Consider the following 17,075-nt stretch of genomic DNA (forward strand, 5'->3'; position numbering starts at 1 on the left):
TCAGCCTCGTTCTCCGGAAATCGAAACCGGCGGGAAGGGATATTTCTCGTTGCGGTCCACCCAGTCCATGAAGTCGGCGCGGGCGCCGGGGAAGCCCACCAGCTTCCAGCCGGCCAGGCCGCGGTTGCCGCCGTGGATCGGGTCGGCGAAGAAGCCCTCGCGGGTGTTCTGCCAGAGCTGGCCGAACAGCAGGGCGGACGGCAGGTCCTGCAGATCGATCCGGCCGCCTTCCAGCTGGTGCAGCAGGTCGTCCTGGGCGGCCGGCTCCAGCTCGGCGAAGGCCTTGCCGTGCTGGCTCTGGCACCAGCGATCCAGCGCGGCGATGCCGATGCGGTAGATGTCGCGCGGCACCAGCTTCAGCTGGTGGCCGAACTCCGGCGCGGCGTCGGCGGCGAAGGGCGCCTGCATGTACCAGAGGTTGCCGTGGCCGTAGGCGGTTTCCAGCTGGCGGTCGATGAACTCCGGCACGCCGGCCTCGACTGCGCCGGGGCCGTTGGCGTCGCTGGGGATCAGGCGGGCCACGGCGGCATTGACGAAGGCCCACTCGGCCGCCGTGAAAAAGCGCGGCCGGTAGGGATTCTGCAGGGTGGGGGCGGCCTGGCTGGCGACCGTCGTCGCTACGCCGTAGCCGGCCACGGTGATCGCCGGAATCACCGCCAGGGTTTTACGCAGGAAGTCGCGTCGGCCATTGAAGGCCTTGTCGTCGGGCATGGGACACCTCATTGCTCGCGGTACATCCCAGTCGCGGTCTGGACTGGTCGAGTTGAACGAACTTGTCGCGCGTCCCTGCATGACGAAAGGTTTCAGCCAGGAAAGGGCCTGCCGGCCGCGTACGGGCTTTTTCCGATGACGCGCCCTGAGATTCCCGCTGCAAGACCACCGGCAGGCGGAAGCGAAGGCGGACGTTCCAGAAGGGCCGTATGGGAGCGAGTCATGGCGCCGGCCGCGTCGCCGAGAAGGCTCCGGCCGTGGACGAACAGGGGGGATCGTGCGTGGATCTGGGCCTCTTCTTAGCGGCGGAGGCTTCTTCCAGGATTGAAACCGGTTTCATTGAACAATAAAAAACGTCGCAAAGATAGCGCTATCTTTGAAAAAATCGTCGGAAATGCGCCCTTCGGAGCACCGCCTCGGTGAATAGCGCTGCCACGCGGCCTGTCGATATCCCTATGCTGAGGGGAACCCACAGCAAGAAGGAGATCGCGGATGCGCGCCATGGTGCTCGAAGCGGTCGGCCAACCCCTGGTGCTGCGCGAGCTGCCCGCCCCGCAGCCGGGACCGGGCGAGCTGCGCGTGCGGGTCGGCGCCTGCGGGGTGTGCCGCACCGACCTGCACGTGGTCGATGGCGAGCTGCCGGCGGTGCGCCCGCCGGTCATTCCCGGCCATGAGATCGTCGGCCGGGTGGACGCCCTCGGCCCGGGCGTCGAGGGCTTCGCGCTCGGCCAGCGGGTCGGCATTCCCTGGCTGGGGCACACCTGCGGGCAGTGCTGGTACTGCCGGCACGAGGCGGAAAACCTCTGCGACGCGCCGCAGCTCACCGGCTACACCCGCCCCGGCGGCTACGCCGAGCAGGTGATGGCCGACGCCCGCTTCGCCTTCGCCCTGGGCGAGGACGGCGATGACGTGGCCCTGGCGCCCTTGCTCTGCGCCGGGCTGATCGGCTGGCGCTCGCTGGTCAAGGCCGGCCCGGCCCGGCGCTTGGGCCTCTACGGCTTCGGCGCCGCGGCGCACATCGTCATGCAGGTGGCGCGCTGGCAGGGCCGCGCGGTGTACGCCTTCAGCCGGCCGGGCGATACCGCCGCCCAGGATTTCGCCCGCGCGCTCGGCGCAGTCTGGGCCGGCGGCTCGGACCAGTTGCCGCCCGAGCCGCTGGATGCGGCGATCCTCTACGCGCCGGCCGGCGAGCTGGTGCCCGCCGCCCTGCGCGCGCTGCGCAAGGGCGGCCGGGTGGTCTGCGCCGGCATCCACATGAGCGACATCCCGAGCTTTCCCTACGACATCCTCTGGGAGGAGCGCGAGGTGATCTCGGTGGCCAACCTGACTCGCCGGGACGGCCTCGACTTCTTCGCCGTCGCCGCGCAGGCCGGCATCCGCACGGAAACCCACCGCTACGCCCTGGAGGATGCCAACCGGGCACTGGACGACCTGCGCCACGGGCGTTTCCAGGGCGCGGCGGTGCTGGTGCCCTGAGCGGCAGGCGAAGCGAACCAAGCCCAGGCATACTGCGGCGACACCGTCCGCGAGTCCAAGGCATGCCGATCTCCCTTTCCCTCGTCCGCGCCGTCGGCCTGCCGCTCGCCCTGGCCCTCGGCGGCTGCAGCCAGCTCCCCGCGCCCGCCGCGGCGCCGCTCGAAGTCAATCTGGCGGTGATCAACGACCTGCACGGCCATCTCCAGAGCGGCCCCTTCCGCTACCCGCAGCCGGCCGGCGGCGAAACCACCCGCGAGGCCGGCGGCATCGATGCCCTGAGCGGCCTGCTCGCCGAGCTGCGCCGCCAGGACCCGGAGCTGCTGTTCGTCGGCGCTGGCGATCTGATCGGCGGCAGCCCGCCGGTCTCCGACCTGTGGGCCGACGAGCCGACCCTGCAGGCACTGGACCTCATGGGCCTGGATGTCTCCGCGGTCGGCAACCACGAGCTGGACAACGGCCGGCAGGAGCTGCTGCGGCAGGTCCACGGCGGCTGCGCCTCGCCGCGTCCGGACAGGGCCTGCCGCTTCGATGGCGAACATCGCGGCACGCGCTTTTCCTACATCGCCGCCAACCTGATCGACAGCGCCAGCGGCCAACCGCTGTTCGCCCCCTACCGCATCGAGGAGGTGCGCGGCCTGAAGATCGCCTTCGTCGGTGCGGTGACCGCCGACCTGGCCTCCCTGGTTCGCCGCAGCAGCATGCAAGGGCTGCACACCCTGGACGAGGCCGAGGCGATCAACGCGCAGATTCCCGCGCTCGAGCGGCAGGGCGTCGCGGCCATCGTCGCCGTGGTGCACAGCGGCGGGCACACGGCCGAAGCCTTCGACCGGCCGGACTGCGCCGACCTGCGCGGCGACATCGTCGAAGTGGCCCGGCGGCTCGATCCGCGGGTCGATCTGCTGATCAGCGCCCATACCCATCAGGGCTATCTCTGCCGGGTCGACGGCCTGCCGGTGACCCAGGCGGCCTCCTATGGCCACCTGCTCACCCACCTGACCCTGCGCATCGACCCGGCCAGCCGGCAGCTGCTCGGAGTGGAGGCGCGCAATCTGCTGGTCGATCCGCAGCGTTACCCGGGCAGCGCCGAGGTGACGGCGCTGAAGCAGGCGGTCGAGCAACGCGGCCGGGACATCCTCGCGCGGCCGATGGCCCGCCTGGGTGCCAGGCGCGTGCCCCGCACGTTCGACGCCGCCGGCGAGTCGCCCATGGGCGATCTCATCGCCGATGCGCAGCTGGCGGCCACCCGGCACCTGGGCGCCCGGGCGGCGCTGACCAACCCGGGCGGCATTCGCGGCGAGCTGGCGCTGGGGCCGGGCCAGAGCCGGGTCAGCTTCAGCCAACTGGTCACGGCACAGCCGTTCGACAACCCTCTGGTCGTGCTGACGCTGCGCGGCGCCCAGCTGCGCGAGCTGCTCGAGCAGCAGTGGCACGGCGGCGAATTCCGTCCCTTGCAGGTATCCGCCTCGCTGAGCTACCGCTGGGACGCCGCGCGTCCCCCCGGCCAGCGCGTGCTGCCCGGCAGCCTGCGGATCGACGGCCGGCCGGTTCGCGATTCCGCGCCGTACCGCATCACGGTGAATGCCTTCCTGGCCGACGGCGGCGATCATTTCGAGGCGCTGACCCGCGCCACGGAGCGGCTGGACACCTCGATCAAGGATCGGCAGGCGCTGATCGACTACCTCCAGGCGCGCGACCGCAGCGGCGAGCCGGCCGGGCGCGGCGAGTCGGCCCGGCGCATCGACAAGGTCGGCACGGCCGTCGCTACGGGGCGGTAGGGGGGACTGATGCTTGCGCCGGCCCGCCTGAAGCACGGGCCGGCACGGGGTCCTGCGTCAGGGCTTGCCGCTGGCGCCGTTCTGGCGCGGCAGGTTCAGCGACGGGGCCTTGGGCATCAAGGCGCGGGCATTGCCCAAGGCAGTGGCGGCGCCACTCATGTCGCCGCGCTCGATGGCCTGTTCGCCGCGCTTCAGCCAGGCTTCGGACAGGCGCCGCTGGTAGGTCTCCACGGCAGGGCCGGGCTGCTCGGCCTGCAGGCGCTTGAAGCTGGCGGTGGCGGCGGGCAGGTCGCCTGCGCCCAGCTGCCGCTCGAACTCCTGGCTGAGACTCGGCGGCTGCGGCGGCGGCGCGGTGTCGGCGGGCTCCGTCGTCCCACGCTGGCAAGCGGCAAGCACGAGCGGCAGCAACAGCGGGGCAAGGTAGCGAAGGAGCGGCGCGGGCATGACAGGGTTCTCTGGCCATTTTTCCCGCCCACTCTACACCTGCCGCCGGCACATCAGGAAGCAGACCCTACCAAGGCCGCGAAGTTCAGCCGGCGCGCCGCGGCAGGGCGAGGCTGGCGAGGAACAGCGCGGCCGCGGAAACCACGATCGACGGCCCGGCCGGGGTGTCCTGGAACCACGACAGCGACAGGCCGGCGCAGACCGCGACCACCCCCAGGACACTGGCGCCGGCGGCCATCTGCTCGGGGCTGCGGGCGTGGCGCTGGGCCGCCGCAGCGGGGATGATCAGCAGCGAAGTGATCAGCAGCACGCCGACGATCTTCATCGCCACCGCGATCACCAGGGCGATCAGCAGCATCAGCGCCAGGCGGATGCCGGCCACCGGCAAGCCCTCCACCCGCGCCAGCTCCTCGTGCACGGTGATCGCCAGGAGCGGCCGCCACAGCGGCACCAGCAGCAGCAGGACCGCCGAGCTGCCGCCGAGAATCCAGGCCAGATCGGCCGGGCCGACTGCCAGCAGGTCGCCGAACAGGTAGCTCATCAGGTCGATGCGCACGTCGTCCATGAAGCTCAGCACCACCAGGCCGAGCGACAGGGTGCTCGGCGCGAGGATGCCGAGCAGGGTGTCCGAGGCCAGCGCCTGGCGCTGCTGCAGGGCTACCAGCAGCACGGCGAGCAGCAGGCAGCCGGCGATCACCGCCAGGGTCGGGCTGACGTCGAGCAGCAGGCCGACGGCCACGCCGAGCAGCGCGGCGTGCGACAGGGTGTCGCCGAAGTAGGCCATGCGCCGCCAGACCACGAAGGAGCCGAGCGGCCCGGCGACCAGCGCCAGGGCCAGCCCGGCGAGCAGGGCGTTGAGCAAAAAATCAGCCATGGTTGCAGTCGGGACCGTGTACGTGGGGTTTCTTCAGCACCACGCCGCCGTGCAGGTCGTGGGCGTGGTCGTGATGGTGCTGGTAGAGCGCCAGGCTGCGCGCCGCCTGGCCGAACAGGGCGACGAAGGCCGGGTCGCCGCTGACCTGCTCGGGCCTTCCGGAGCAGCAGATGTGGTGGTTCAGGCAGACCACCTGGTCGGTGGTGCTCATCACCACGTTGAGGTCGTGGGAAACCATCAGCACGCCGCAGCCGTGGCGCTCGCGCAGCCGGGTGATCAGCCGGTACAGCTCGGCCTGGCCGGCCACGTCGACGCCCTGCACCGGCTCGTCGAGGACCAGCAGCTCGGGCTCGCGCAGCAGCGCGCGGGCCAGCAGCACGCGCTGCAGCTCGCCGCCGGAGATGCTCTGCAGCGGGCTGTCGACGACCTGCGCCGCGCCCACCTCGAGGAGCGCGGCCAGCGCGGCGGCGCGGTCGACGCCGGGCACCAGGCGCAAAAAGCGCAGCACCGTCAGCGGCAGGCTGGGATTGACCTGCAGCTTCTGCGGCATGTAGCCGATGCGCAGCTGCGGGCGGCGCCAGAGCGTGCCGGCGTCGGGCTTCAGCAGGCCGAGCACGACGCGCACCAGGGTGGTCTTGCCGGCGCCGTTGGGGCCGATCAGGGTGACGATCTCGCCGGGCTGCACGCACAGGTGCACGTCGCGCAGCATGTCCCGGCCGGCGAAGGCGACGCGCACGCCGTCGAGGCGGATCAGGCTGTCGCTCATGGCGCGCCCTGGCAGCGGGCGCAGAGGCCGACCACTTCCACGGTCTGTCCCTCGACGCGGAAACCCAGGCCCCGGGCGCTGTCGAGGATGCTGTCGCTGATCGTCGAGCGCTCCAGCTCGATGGCCGCGTGGCACTGCCGGCAGATGAAGAACTGACCCTGGTGGGCGTGAGCCGGGTGGTCGCAGCCGACGAAGGCGTTGAGCGAGGCGATGCGGTGCACCAGACCGTGCTCGAGGAGGAAGTCCAGCGCCCGGTAGACGGTCGGCGGCGCCGCGCGGCGGCCGTCCTGCTCGCTCAGCACGGCGAGGATGTCGTAGGCGCCGAGCGGCCGGTGGCTCTGCCAGACCAGCTCCAGCACGCGCCGGCGCAGGGCGGTCAGGCGCAGACCGTGACGGGTGCAGAGCGTTTCGGCCTCGGCCAGGGCCTGCTCGATGCAGTGACGATGGTCGTGGGGCTGACAGGCCAGCGGCGGAGTGGTCATGGGCGACGTCCGGTTATGGGGACGTTATTCTATTACATTTTAGACTTGGGGGATCGCCCGCCATGTTCCGTCCACTCGTCGCCCTGCTGTTCGCCGGCTGCATGGCCTCGGCAGCGGCCGAAGTGCGCCTGCTGACCAGCGTCAAACCCCTGCAGCTGATCGCCGCCGCCGTACAGGACGGTGCCGGCAGCCCCGAAGCATTGCTGCCGCCCGGCGCCTCGCCGCACCACTACGCGCTGCGGCCCTCCGACGTGCGCGCGCTGCGCGAGGCGACGCTGTTCTACTGGATCGGCCCGGACCTGGAAGGCTTCCTGCCCAAGGTGCTGGACGGGCGCAGCCAGCCGAGCCTGGCCGTGCAGGCGCTGCCCGGCCTGCAGCTGCGCCATTTCGCCAGCGAGCCGGCGGCCGGCCAGGACGAACACGATCACGCCCACCGCCCCGGCAGCCTGGACGCCCACCTCTGGCTGCTGCCGGCCAACGCCCGGCTGATCGCCGCGCGGATGGCGAGCGACCTGGCCGCCGCCGACCCGGCCAACGCCGCGCGCTACCAGGCCAACCTGGCGGCCTTCGAGACGCGCCTGGACGAGCTCGACCGGCGCCTCAGGGCACGTCTGGAAAAGCTCGCCGGCAAGCCCTACTTCGTCTTCCACGAAGCCTACGACTACTTCGAGGCCGCCTACGGTCTCGCCCATGCCGGGGTGTTCAGCGTTTCCCCGGACGTGCAGCCCGGTGCCCGCCAGGTCGCCCAGATGCGCCAGCGCCTGCAGGACGCCGGGCCGACCTGCGTGTTCAGCGAACCGCCGCTGCAGCCGCGCCTGGCGCAGACCCTGAGCGCCGGCCTGCCGGTACGCCTGGCCGAACTCGATCCGCTGGGCAGCGGCGTGGCGGTCGGGCCGCAGGGCTACGAGCAGCTGCTCGAGCGTCTCGGCGAAGGGCTGGCCGGCTGCCTGGAGACGCTGTAGCCGTTCGCGCCGTGCCGGTCGCAGCACCGGAACCGCGACGCCCCCCGGCAGTCCCACTCAGAATGGCAGGCCGCCGCCCGCGGCGAAAAGGAGGGGGACATGCAGCGCTACAAGATCGTTCATCGCACCCATTACGGCTTCACCGCGCCCGTCGAACTGGGGCCGCACTCGCTACTGCTGCGCCCGCGCGAGGGCCACGAGCTGCGCATCGAGTCCTCGAAGCTGGACATCGCGCCCACCCCGGCCAGCCTGAGCTGGTACCGCGACGTGGAGGACAATTCGGTGGCCATCGTCACCTTCGAGGAGCCCACCGAGCAGCTGACCATCGAGAGCGAGATCGTCATCCAGCAGTACAACGAGTCGCCGCTGGACTTCATGGTCGCCGACTATGCGGTGAACTACCCGTTCGTCTACAAGCCTGAGGACCGGCTGGTGCTCTCGCCCTACATGAATTCCGCCGAACACACCGGCAGCGACCAGCTCACCGAGTGGCTCGGCCAGATCTGGCAGCCCGGCGAGCCGATCCAGACCTACGCCCTGCTGCAGCGGATCAACGAGCACATCCCCAAGGCGCTGACCTACCAGATGCGCGAGGAGCCCGGCGTGCAGGGCGCGGTGGAAACGCTCGCGCTGGGCACAGGCTCGTGCCGCGACTTCGCCAACCTGTTCATGGAGGCGGCCCGGCTGCTCGGCCTGCCGGCGCGCTTCGTCAGCGGCTACCTGCATGTCGAGCCGGACGGCCTGCAGGGCGGCTCGACCCACGCCTGGGCCGAGGTCTACCTGCCGGGCGCCGGCTGGAAGGGCTTCGACCCGACCCACGGGGAAGTGGTGGGCACCAACTACATCGCCGTGGCCATGGCGCACCTGCCCGAATCGGTGCCGCCGGTGGCCGGCTCCTTCGTCGGCCCGCTGGGCGCGGGGCGGCTCGAAGTGGGCGTCTGGGTGACCCGCGAGCCGCTGTCCGAAGCGCAGGCGCAGGAGCTGGAGAAAGCCGAACCGCCCGAGCTCAAGGACGTGAAACCGGCGAAAAAATAAGGGAATCCCCGCGAGGCCGAGCATGGCGAAGCACGGCGAACCCCTGGCGCAGGGCCTGGACGGCATTCCCCTGCAAGCCGCTGCCGAAGACATCTGGGCGCAGAAGTACCGGCTGGTCGAGCCGGACGGCACGCCGGTCGACGCCGACCTCGACGCCACCTGGCAGCGGGTCGCCCGCGCCCTCGCCGACATCGAGGCCGAAGACCTTCGCGAGCACTGGTACGGACAGTTCCTCTGGGCCCTGCGCAACGGCGCCATCCCCGCCGGGCGGATCGTCGCCAACGCCGGCGCCCAAGGCCGCAAGCCGGCCACCTCGACGATCAACTGCACCGTCTCCGGCATCGTCCACGACGCCATGGACGACATCCTCGCCAAGGTCCGGGAGGCCGGGCTGACGCTGAAGGCCGGTTGCGTTGCCCCGGACACCTGGGTCGTCACCGAGCACGGCGTGGTGTCGGCCCGGCGTGCCGCCGAAGAGCGCCATGCCCGCATGCTCTGCTACGACCGCGCTGTCGGGCGCTTCGAGATGCGCCCCGTCGAACGGCACCTGATCACCCGGGTAGCACCTTCGGAGCAAATCGAAATCGTCTCGAACGGGGTTCACCTCAAGACCTCCGTCCGGCATCCGGTCCTGGTCTACCGCAATGATCGGCTGAGCTACGTGCGAGCCGACGAGGTCCGTGCGGGCGATGCCCTGGTTCACCACCGCTTCGCCTGGGAGGCCGACCGCAGCCATGCGCTGCACGCCTGGTTCGCGGGCGCTCATCTGGGCGACGGCTGGGCTCATGAAAAGCGCTTCCACTACCGGGAAAACCGTCGGGCATGGTTGGAGAAGGCCCGGAGCGCTGGCCGCCGCCTGATTTTCAAGATACTGGCCGCGGAGCGCGAGGTGATCGAGCGCTATGCCGCTTTCTTCCAGACCTTCTGCGGCTCGCGAGCCAAGGTCGTGGCCACGGCCACGCCGAAGGGGACCCCGGTCTGGTGTTATACCGTGGCCAGCTTCGAGGCCGGCAAGGCCGTCGCGCTGATCGACGGCAAGATCGGCAGGAAAAGTGCCGCCCTGCGCGTACCGGCCTGGGTGTCGGTCCATCCCGAACGACATTTCCTGCCGTTCCTCGCCGGCCTGATCGATACCGACGGAACGGTCGGCACCGAGCACGGCAGCGTGATCATCGCCATGCAGAGCCCTGCCTTTGCCGAACAATTGAAAGGCCTGCTGGGGCTGTTCGGCGTACAGGCCTGCATCAGGCTGCGCAAGCCGCGTGAACACCTCTACGACGGCAATCTCATTCGCGACGGCGGCGGTGCCATGCTGAAGATCAGCGATTCGACCTTTCTCGCCAGGGTGGCCGAGTTCATGGCCGACAGCGGCAAGCGCAGGCGTATCGCCGAACATGCCAGCCAGTCGGGGCAATACGACCACTACTGCCTGCCCGCCCGGCTCGCCCAGGCGCTGAGCGCGGAAGCGGAATGCCTTGGCCATCGCGAGCGGCAGGCGCTCGGCTTCTATCACGGCTACCACCGCAAGGGTGCCATCAGCCGCATCTGGCTCGATCGCTGGAGCCTGCGCTTTCCGCACCTGCGCGCACTCATCGACTTCGCCCGCACCTTGCGCCCGGTGAGCGCCGTTCGCCACAACCTGGACATCGGCGAAACCTTCTACGACTTCACCGTTGAAAAGCACCACAACTATCTGGCCGGCGAGAACGGCCTGATGGTCATCCACAACTGCGGCATCGGCTACGAATTCTCCACCCTGCGCCCGCGCGGCGCCTTCGTCTCCGGCGCCGGGGCGCACACCAGCGGGCCGCTGTCGTTCATGGATATCTTCGACAAGATGTGTTTCACGGTCAGCTCGGCGGGCGGGCGGCGCGGCGCGCAGATGGCCACCTTCGACGTGGCCCACCCGGATGTGCGCGAGTTCATCTGCGCCAAGCGCGAGGACGGCCGCCTGCGCCAGTTCAACCTGAGCCTCTTGATCACCGACGAATTCATGCAGGCGGTGGAGAGCGACGCCGAGTGGCCGCTGGTGTTCCCGGCGCACCCCCGCGAGGCCGAGGCGCTGGACTTCGACGACCCGCAACAGGTCCTGTGGCGCGACTGGCCGACCCACGAGGACTACCGCGTGCGCGACGACGGCAAGGTGGCCTGCAGGGTCTACGGCAAGGTCCGCGCCCGCCACCTGTGGGACATGCTGATGGCCTCCACCTACGACTTCGCGGAACCCGGCTTCATCCTCGTCGACCGGGTCAATCAGATGAACAACAACTGGTGGTGCGAGGAGATACGGGCGACCAACCCGTGCGTGACCGGCGAGACCCGGCTGGCGACGCAGTACGGCCTGGTGCCCATCGCCGAACTCGAGCGCCGCGGCGTCGCGCTGGAGGTGGCCGTGGACCGCCGCTGCCTGGCCGAGAACGCCCGCGGCGTCACCTGCCGCCCGGCCAGGCCGGCCTTCCTCAGCGCTGGCTGCGCCCCGGTCTGGCGGGTGGTCACCGCGGACGGCTACGCGATCCGGGCCACCGAATGGCACGACTTCTATACCGAGCGCGGCAAGCTGAAACTGCGCGACCTCAAGGTCGGCGACCGGCTGCTGATCCAGTCCGGCAAGGGCCTGTTCGGGCAGGAAGGCAGCGAGGAACTGGGCATCCTGCTCGGCCTGATCGCCGGCAACGGGCACTTCACCCAGCGCGGCAAGGGCCAGCGGGCCGCCATCGTCAGCCTGTGGGGCGAGGAGCGGGCGCTCGGCGAGCCGGTGGCGGCCTGGGTGAATGCGCTGACCGCCAGTCTCGGCGGCCGTCGCCGGGTGTCGGCCATCGCCGTTCCCCAGCGCAATCAGGTGTTCGTCCGCTCGAACCTGCTGGCGCACCTGCTGGAGCATTACGGCTTCACTGCGGCGACCAAGCTGCGCGTGCCCGAGGTGGTCTGGCGCGGCAGCGAGGCCTGCGTGCGCGGCTACCTGCGGGCGCTGTTTCAGTGCGACGGCACAGTCAATGTTTCCAGTGCTCGGCAGAGCTGCTCGATACGCCTGGCCTCCAGCTGCGAGGTGCTGCTCAAGGAGGCCCAGCAACTGCTGGCCAACTTCGGCATCTACTGCTGCGTCCGCCAGCGGCGGGCCGCCAGCCGGCGCCGCTTGCCGGACGGTCGTGGCGGACAACGGGAATACGCCTGTCAGGCCGACTTCGAGCTGATCGTCGACGGCGAGTCGCGCGAGCGCTTCATGGCCGAGATCGGCTTTCTGCTGCCGAACAAGACCGAACGCTACCGCACCTGGGCGCAGGGCCGGCCGCTGCGCAAGACCCAGCGCTTCAGCTCGCCGATCGCCGCCATCGAGTGCGCCGGCATCGAGCCGGTCTACGACACCACCCAGCCCGATGGCAACGCGGTGATCTTCAACGGCCTGGTAACCGGACAGTGCGGCGAACAACCGCTGCCGCCCTACGGCGCCTGCCTGCTCGGCTCGGTCAACCTCACCCGGTTCGTCGAGCATCCGTTCACGGTCAGGGCGCGCTTCGACTGGGAACGCTTCCGCCAGGTGGTGCGCATCTTCACCCGCCTCCTGGACAACGTGGTGGAGATCAACAACCTGCCGCTGGCGGCGCAGCGCCGCGAGATCCTCGACAAGCGCCGCCATGGCATGGGCTTTCTCGGCCTCGGCTCGGCGCTGGCGATGCTCCGGCTGCGCTACGGCAGCCCCGAGTCCTGCGCGCTCACCGAGCAGGTGGCCCGCGAGCTGGCGCTGGCCGGCTGGCAGGTGGCGCTGGAGCTGGCCAGGGAGAAGGGCCCGGCGCCGCTCTTGGCGCAGGACTTCGAGGTCACGGCGAAGATGCTCCGCCAGCGCCCGGAAATGGCCGCCGACGGCTACCAGGTCGGCGACCGGGTGCCCGGCCGCGTGCTGCACGCGCGCTACTCGCGCTACATGCAGCGCCTGGCCGAGATCGCCCCCGAACTGGTCGCCGCGCTGGCCGAGCAGGGCGCGCGCTTCACCCACCACAGCTCCATCGCGCCGACCGGCACCATCAGCCTGAGCCTGGCCAACAACGCTTCCAACGGCATCGAGCCGAGCTTCGCCCAGCAGTACTCGCGCAACCTGATCCGCCCCGGGCGCAAGGCCAAGGAAAAGGTCGAGGTGCTGAGCTACGAGCTGCTCGCCTACCGCGCCCTGGTCGACCCGCAGGCGCAGCCGGGCGGCGACGATCCGGCGCACCGGCTCCCCGAGTACTTCGTCAGCGCCGACGACATCGGTCCGACCCAGCACGTGGACATCCAGGCGGCGGCGCAGAAGTGGGTGGACTCGTCGATCTCCAAGACCGCCAACGTGCCCACCGACTACCCCTTCGAGGCGTTCAAGGACATCTACCGCTACGCCTGGCGCCAGGGCCTCAAGGGCTGCACCACCTTCCGCTTCAACCCGGCGGCCTTCCAGGGCGTGCTGGTCCGCGAGGCCGACCTGGAGAACACCCTGTACCGCTTCGAGCTGGAGGACGGCAGCGTAGTCGAACTCCGGGGCAACGAGCTGGTGGAGTACGACGGCGAGGTGAACACCGCCGCCAACCTGTTCGACGCGCTGAAGGAAGGCTATTACGGCAAGTATTGAAGGCGTTTCCGCACCCGTGCCGGGGCGGCGCCTCCGTGGGGAGGCTGGAGAACACCATGACCGTCAGGATCACGCAGCGCATCAAGAGCTTCCAGGTGGTCGACGAGCGCCTGCGGCCCGCCGCGGAAACCGAGGCCGGCAAGCCGCCCGAGCAGCTCGACGAGCATCTGGAACGCCCGGAGGTGCTGATCGGCGTCACCTACAAGATCAAGTCGCCGCTGTTCGAGCACGCCCTCTACGTGACCATCAACGACATCCTGCTCAACGCCGGCACCCGCTTCGAACAGCGCCGGCCCTTCGAGATCTTCATCAACTCCAAGGGCATGGAGCATTTCCAGTGGATCGTCGCGCTCACCCGGATCATGTCCGCGGTATTTCGCAAGGGCGGCGACTGCACCTTCCTGGTCGAGGAACTCAAGGCGGTGTTCGACCCGCGCGGCGGCTACCTGAAGAAGGGCGGCCTCTACATGCCCTCGATCGTCGCCGAGATCGGCGCCGTGCTGGAGCGTCACCTGATCGCCATCGGCCTGCTGCGCGGCCACGCGCCGGACGAGGCCCAGCGCCGCTACCTGGCCGAAAAGCGCGCCGCCTACGAAGCCAGCCAGGGCGCCGCCGCCCTGGAGCCCGGCGAAGGCTTTCCGCCCGGCGCGCAACTCTGCGGGCAGTGCCATACCCAGTCGGTGGTGCAACTGGAAGGGTGCACGACCTGCCTGAATTGCGGGCATTCGAAGTGCGGGTGAGGGAAATCGAGGGGTAGGGTGGATGACGCTCTGCTCATCCACCGAGAGGAAGGCGGAAAGCTCAAGGCCGATCCAGCGGACTCAGCACACCCAGACCGCCCCGGTTGAGCACATGGGTGTAGATCATGGTGGTCTTCACGTCCGCATGGCCGAGCAGCTCCTGCACGGTACGAATGTCCTGCCCGCTCTCCAGCAGATGGGTGGCGAAGCAGTGACGCAGGGTGTGCGGCGTGGCCGGCTTGACGATTCCCATCTCCCGCACGGCGCTCTTGAAGGCCCGCTGCACCCGCTTCTCGTCCATATAGTGACGGCGCTTGATGCCGGAACGAGGATCGACCGAGCGGCCGGGAGCCGGAAAAACGTATTGCCAGCCCCATTCCTTCGCGGCGTTCGGATACTTGCGCGCCAGGGCGAACGGCAGATAGACCTCGCCGAAACCCTCGGCAAGATCGCGCTCGTGCAAGGCCTTCACACAGTCGAGATGCCGTTTCAGCGGCTGACTCAACCGGCTCGGCAGCAAGGTGAGGCGGTCCTTCATGCCCTTGCCGTCCCGGCCCAGAATCTCGCCGCGCGCGAAATCCACGTCCTTCACCCGTAGACGCATCGCCTCCATGAGGCGCAGACCTGAGCCGTACAGCAACCCCGTGACCAAGGCCAGCTCGCCCTCGAAACAGGCCAGCAGCCGCTGCGTTTCCTCGCGGGACAGGACGACCGGCAAGCGCTCGGGCCGCCTGGCGCGAACCACGTCGTTCAGCTAGGGAAGATCGATGGCCAGGACATGCCTGTAGAGAAACAACAGAACAGCCAGCGCCTGATTCTGCGTGGATACCGCCACATTCAAATCCACCGCGAGATGCGACAGAAATCGCTCCACCTCAGGAGCGCCCATTTCCGTCGGATGACGCAAGTTATAGTAACGGATAAAATCCTGCACCTACTTAATATAAGCGGTTTCAGTACGGATTGAATAATGACGAATACGGATTTGTTCGCGCAGCCGGTCCAACAACTTGGGCTTGCCGTCCATGGTGTATAACTCCCTGAAAGAACACCAGCCTCCTGCTGGAGGCCGCAGGCTACAAGGGAGCTGCCAGCAGCGGCAAGGGAATGTTATGCACCAGATGGTGTGTTTGTTCACACCATTTGGTGTCGAATAGTAGTTAGGGTTATATAAAGGTGCAGCAAATGGAAATCACTAGGCGCGGCTCTACATATAACTACGGAAAGCGCACGGCATCACTCAGCAATGCCCGCTTTTCATGCGACAAAACTCTGGCATCAGTAATCATTGAGTCAAGCAACGTAAAGGACTTTACCGGCGAATCGCATCATGACTACACCGTGGTATTAAGTGCTGATGAGCTAGTGGAAATTTTCAATGTGCTAGCTGCATCAGCAATGGCTGCCCCGGAAAAATTTGAAAGTATTTTGTCTCCTGCTCTAAAGTCTCTAATTAAACTTGGCCATGTTGCTTCTGGCACAGTGAGAAATCCCTAACTAGCGGTTCAAGTCGTTCGCTGCGCTCACTGGGACGCCCGCGTACCGCGGTCGCCCCTTAACCAAACGTTGTACACCTAAAAGGAGCAAGCAGTGCTGCCACAGCCAGAATTGACATGGATACACTTCATTGCTGTCTCAGGCGCAGTACTGGTCATGCTGTACGGCTTGAATATTGTTTACAAGCGCATAAAAGCCAAAGGCCAGGGTTTCGGCCCTAACTCTCTCAAGGCAATTGGTGTTGTGCTGTTCATTCCAACAGTTTTGATTCTTGCAATACTGGCAAAGTTTCAGACCGAAACACTTGCGGCTCTTCTTGGCACCGTTGCCGGGTACGTGCTCTCAAACAGTAAACCCGAGGAGTAGGCGTACAACAATGCGCTCAAATCGCTCACTTCGTTCGCTGGGACGGGCTAAAGCCCGCCCTTTAGCTTAATCGTTAGAGTTCACTAGACGCATGTGCCATATTCAAAGGTCTAAAGGAGCAAAGGTTGCCTTTGTCTTTGCCTGTCCAGGGCGGTATGAAGAAAGTGCCGGCCATCCATGCGCGGGGGCAACTGGAGATAACTTGGATTCTGCAATCAGCAGTCTGCATGCGTTGAGGAGTGATATCTTTACATCACCAGATCGCAAGGGGTATCTGATTACGAATGCGTGGAGCACTGTCGAATACAAAAAAAGACGCAGCGTTCATTGCCTACGCTTCTAGAGGTTCTTGCTCGCAGTAATATCGAAAGGCTGGCAGGAGAGCTTGCCGGCATAGAGCTAGTAATCGCTTGTGGGGAGCACGCAAAAATCTCGGTAGCTATATGCCAAGAATATCTTGATCTTGCCGCGGCAAGCATATATGTATGCCATTTGGGACAGCGCGCAATAAATGGCCTTGGCGTTGATAATTCTGCAAGAATTAATAGGTGGGTTCAGGATGTCGTGTGTGAACTCTAACAACTCGTCCCAGCCGACGCCCGGCTCGCCGGCCGCGGCTGAACTCCACCGTTAGGAGTCATATGTCTTTCGCGATTCTCAACTCTGATGGAGATCATTTAGGCTTTCTGCTCCTTGCGGGCGAAGGCGACTCCGGAGACTGTATTTTTAGGTCGCTTCCTGCTAAATCTGAGTTATTCGATTCGGAGCCAAGCGAAGTGCTTTATTACTTACAGGAGCAAGGCGAATTCTCTTGGCGCAGACATGCCGAACAAATTGAAGTTTCAGGCCCCAGCCAAGTAGTCGTTGTTTCAATAAATGATCAAGTGCTCTTGGTAGGCAGGGTTGCATTCAAGGTGGTGCCTCTCAATGCCTCCTAACATCCCGGTCAAAGTCGCTCCCTCCAGTCGCTGGACGCGCCGCGAGCGGCGCGCCCTTTACCTTCAACGTTATAAGGCTAGAGAAGCATGAGTGACGAATATAAGTTCGTTGAGTGCTACACACACGGCAAACAACAAGCAACATACGTTTGCCAACACATCTTGCAAACCCTGAAAGATGGGAAGCCCAGAGGCTTTTGGTCAGCAGAACCGGAGCCGGGAGACGAGCGACCAGATTCATGGTGCACTGCCTGCGAAGAAAAGGTTAATAGCTTCGGCGGGGAATGGAATGATGAGTCGGAAGCATTTGCTGGTGTAACGTTGCTGTGTGGCGCCTGCTACGATCGCGCAAAAGAATTAAATAGGAAAATATCATAATCGTGCAAAAGCCTTATAACAAATCGCTCAACCT

General features: G+C 66.9%; 15 protein-coding genes and 1 pseudogene. 10 read left to right on the forward strand and 6 right to left on the reverse strand.

The window, feature by feature from the left end; genetic code table 11:
- Entirely contained in the window at positions 1–711 is a 711-nt protein-coding gene (locus Atro_RS13315; RefSeq protein ID WP_497922964.1) for a gluconate 2-dehydrogenase subunit 3 family protein, read from the reverse strand.
- A 492-nt stretch (positions 712–1,203) separates the two neighbouring features.
- Here Atro_RS13315 and Atro_RS13320 point away from each other — a divergent pair, with 492 nt between their 5' ends.
- The gene (locus Atro_RS13320; protein ID WP_497922966.1) at positions 1,204–2,187 is read left to right on the forward strand and encodes a zinc-dependent alcohol dehydrogenase family protein; all 984 of its coding nucleotides are present in this window, start codon (positions 1,204–1,206) and stop codon (positions 2,185–2,187) included.
- A 62-nt stretch (positions 2,188–2,249) separates the two neighbouring features.
- Positions 2,250–3,962: a bifunctional metallophosphatase/5'-nucleotidase gene (locus tag Atro_RS13325; protein WP_497922967.1), complete on the forward strand. Its 1,713-nt coding sequence runs from the start codon at positions 2,250–2,252 to the stop codon at positions 3,960–3,962.
- A gap of 57 nt (positions 3,963–4,019) precedes the next feature.
- On the opposite strand, the gene Atro_RS13330 is transcribed toward Atro_RS13325, so the two are convergent.
- The 4 genes from Atro_RS13330 to Atro_RS13345 form a co-directional block, all read right to left on the reverse strand.
- Complete coding sequence (locus Atro_RS13330) at positions 4,020–4,406, reverse strand: hypothetical protein (RefSeq protein ID WP_497922969.1); 387 nt, start codon at positions 4,404–4,406, stop codon at positions 4,020–4,022.
- 85 nt (positions 4,407–4,491) lie between these two features.
- Positions 4,492–5,280, reverse strand: coding sequence for a zinc ABC transporter permease subunit ZnuB (gene znuB / locus Atro_RS13335; protein ID WP_497922971.1), 789 nt, complete (start codon positions 5,278–5,280; stop codon positions 4,492–4,494).
- Positions 5,273–6,046, reverse strand: a complete 774-nt coding sequence (znuC, locus tag Atro_RS13340; protein ID WP_497922973.1) for a zinc ABC transporter ATP-binding protein ZnuC — start codon at positions 6,044–6,046, stop codon at positions 5,273–5,275. Before znuC ends, znuB begins: the two co-directional genes overlap by 8 nt.
- The gene (locus tag Atro_RS13345; RefSeq protein WP_497922975.1) at positions 6,043–6,528 is read right to left on the reverse strand and encodes a Fur family transcriptional regulator; all 486 of its coding nucleotides are present in this window, start codon (positions 6,526–6,528) and stop codon (positions 6,043–6,045) included. Before Atro_RS13345 ends, znuC begins: the two co-directional genes overlap by 4 nt.
- A 62-nt stretch (positions 6,529–6,590) precedes the next feature.
- Between Atro_RS13345 and Atro_RS13350 the strand changes: the two genes are divergently transcribed.
- The 4 genes from Atro_RS13350 (at position 6,591) to Atro_RS13365 (ending at position 13,862) form a co-directional block, all read left to right on the forward strand.
- Positions 6,591–7,490, forward strand: coding sequence for a zinc ABC transporter substrate-binding protein (locus Atro_RS13350; RefSeq protein ID WP_497922977.1), 900 nt, complete (start codon positions 6,591–6,593; stop codon positions 7,488–7,490).
- A 99-nt stretch (positions 7,491–7,589) separates the two neighbouring features.
- Entirely contained in the window at positions 7,590–8,525 is a 936-nt protein-coding gene (locus Atro_RS13355) for a transglutaminase family protein (protein ID WP_497922979.1), read from the forward strand.
- A gap of 22 nt (positions 8,526–8,547) precedes the next feature.
- Positions 8,548–13,122, forward strand: a complete 4,575-nt coding sequence (locus tag Atro_RS13360) for a ribonucleotide reductase barrel domain-containing protein (protein WP_497922981.1) — start codon at positions 8,548–8,550, stop codon at positions 13,120–13,122.
- A 56-nt stretch (positions 13,123–13,178) separates the two neighbouring features.
- A complete protein-coding gene (locus tag Atro_RS13365) occupies positions 13,179–13,862 on the forward strand; it encodes a TSCPD domain-containing protein (protein ID WP_497922983.1) in 684 nt (227 codons plus the stop codon).
- A gap of 61 nt (positions 13,863–13,923) precedes the next feature.
- Here Atro_RS13365 and Atro_RS13370 read toward each other — a convergent pair.
- Positions 13,924–14,889 (reverse strand): annotated as a pseudogene (locus Atro_RS13370) (integron integrase).
- 158 nt (positions 14,890–15,047) lie between these two features.
- Here Atro_RS13370 and Atro_RS13375 point away from each other — a divergent pair.
- The 4 genes from Atro_RS13375 to Atro_RS13390 all read left to right on the forward strand — a co-directional run bounded on the left by Atro_RS13375 (position 15,048) and on the right by Atro_RS13390 (position 17,041).
- Positions 15,048–15,359: a hypothetical protein gene (locus tag Atro_RS13375; RefSeq protein ID WP_497922987.1), complete on the forward strand. Its 312-nt coding sequence runs from the start codon at positions 15,048–15,050 to the stop codon at positions 15,357–15,359.
- A gap of 93 nt (positions 15,360–15,452) precedes the next feature.
- On the forward strand, positions 15,453–15,725 hold the full coding sequence (locus tag Atro_RS13380; protein ID WP_497922989.1) for a hypothetical protein: 273 nt from the start codon (positions 15,453–15,455) through the stop codon (positions 15,723–15,725).
- A 641-nt stretch (positions 15,726–16,366) separates the two neighbouring features.
- Positions 16,367–16,663 carry a hypothetical protein gene (locus tag Atro_RS13385; protein ID WP_497922991.1) on the forward strand — a complete coding sequence of 99 codons (297 nt, stop codon included), beginning with the start codon at positions 16,367–16,369 and terminating at the stop codon, positions 16,661–16,663.
- Between the two features lie 87 nt (positions 16,664–16,750).
- Positions 16,751–17,041 (forward strand): hypothetical protein, encoded by a 291-nt coding sequence (locus tag Atro_RS13390; protein WP_497922992.1) that lies wholly within the window; start codon positions 16,751–16,753, stop codon positions 17,039–17,041.
- Positions 17,042–17,075: the final 34 nt, after the last annotated feature.

The sequence above is a fragment of the Azotobacter tropicalis genome (assembly GCF_059739045.1).

What these genes read in the sequence shown, in the direction of transcription:
- Atro_RS13390 (WP_497922992.1), top strand. Translation starts at nt 16,751, where the DNA reads ATGAGTGACGAATATAAGTTCGTTGAGTGCTACACACACGGCAAACAA.
- Atro_RS13350 (WP_497922977.1), top strand. Translation starts at nt 6,591, where the DNA reads ATGTTCCGTCCACTCGTCGCCCTGCTGTTCGCCGGCTGCATGGCCTCG.
- Atro_RS13355 (WP_497922979.1), top strand. Translation starts at nt 7,590, where the DNA reads ATGCAGCGCTACAAGATCGTTCATCGCACCCATTACGGCTTCACCGCG.
- Atro_RS13375 (WP_497922987.1), top strand. Translation starts at nt 15,048, where the DNA reads ATGGAAATCACTAGGCGCGGCTCTACATATAACTACGGAAAGCGCACG.
- Atro_RS13330 (WP_497922969.1), bottom strand. Translation starts at nt 4,406, where the DNA reads ATGCCCGCGCCGCTCCTTCGCTACCTTGCCCCGCTGTTGCTGCCGCTC.
- znuC (WP_497922973.1), bottom strand. Translation starts at nt 6,046, where the DNA reads ATGAGCGACAGCCTGATCCGCCTCGACGGCGTGCGCGTCGCCTTCGCC.
- Atro_RS13345 (WP_497922975.1), bottom strand. Translation starts at nt 6,528, where the DNA reads ATGACCACTCCGCCGCTGGCCTGTCAGCCCCACGACCATCGTCACTGC.
- znuB (WP_497922971.1), bottom strand. Translation starts at nt 5,280, where the DNA reads ATGGCTGATTTTTTGCTCAACGCCCTGCTCGCCGGGCTGGCCCTGGCG.
- Atro_RS13360 (WP_497922981.1), top strand. Translation starts at nt 8,548, where the DNA reads ATGGCGAAGCACGGCGAACCCCTGGCGCAGGGCCTGGACGGCATTCCC.
- Atro_RS13315 (WP_497922964.1), bottom strand. Translation starts at nt 711, where the DNA reads ATGCCCGACGACAAGGCCTTCAATGGCCGACGCGACTTCCTGCGTAAA.
- Atro_RS13325 (WP_497922967.1), top strand. Translation starts at nt 2,250, where the DNA reads ATGCCGATCTCCCTTTCCCTCGTCCGCGCCGTCGGCCTGCCGCTCGCC.
- Atro_RS13385 (WP_497922991.1), top strand. Translation starts at nt 16,367, where the DNA reads ATGTCTTTCGCGATTCTCAACTCTGATGGAGATCATTTAGGCTTTCTG.
- Atro_RS13320 (WP_497922966.1), top strand. Translation starts at nt 1,204, where the DNA reads ATGCGCGCCATGGTGCTCGAAGCGGTCGGCCAACCCCTGGTGCTGCGC.
- Atro_RS13365 (WP_497922983.1), top strand. Translation starts at nt 13,179, where the DNA reads ATGACCGTCAGGATCACGCAGCGCATCAAGAGCTTCCAGGTGGTCGAC.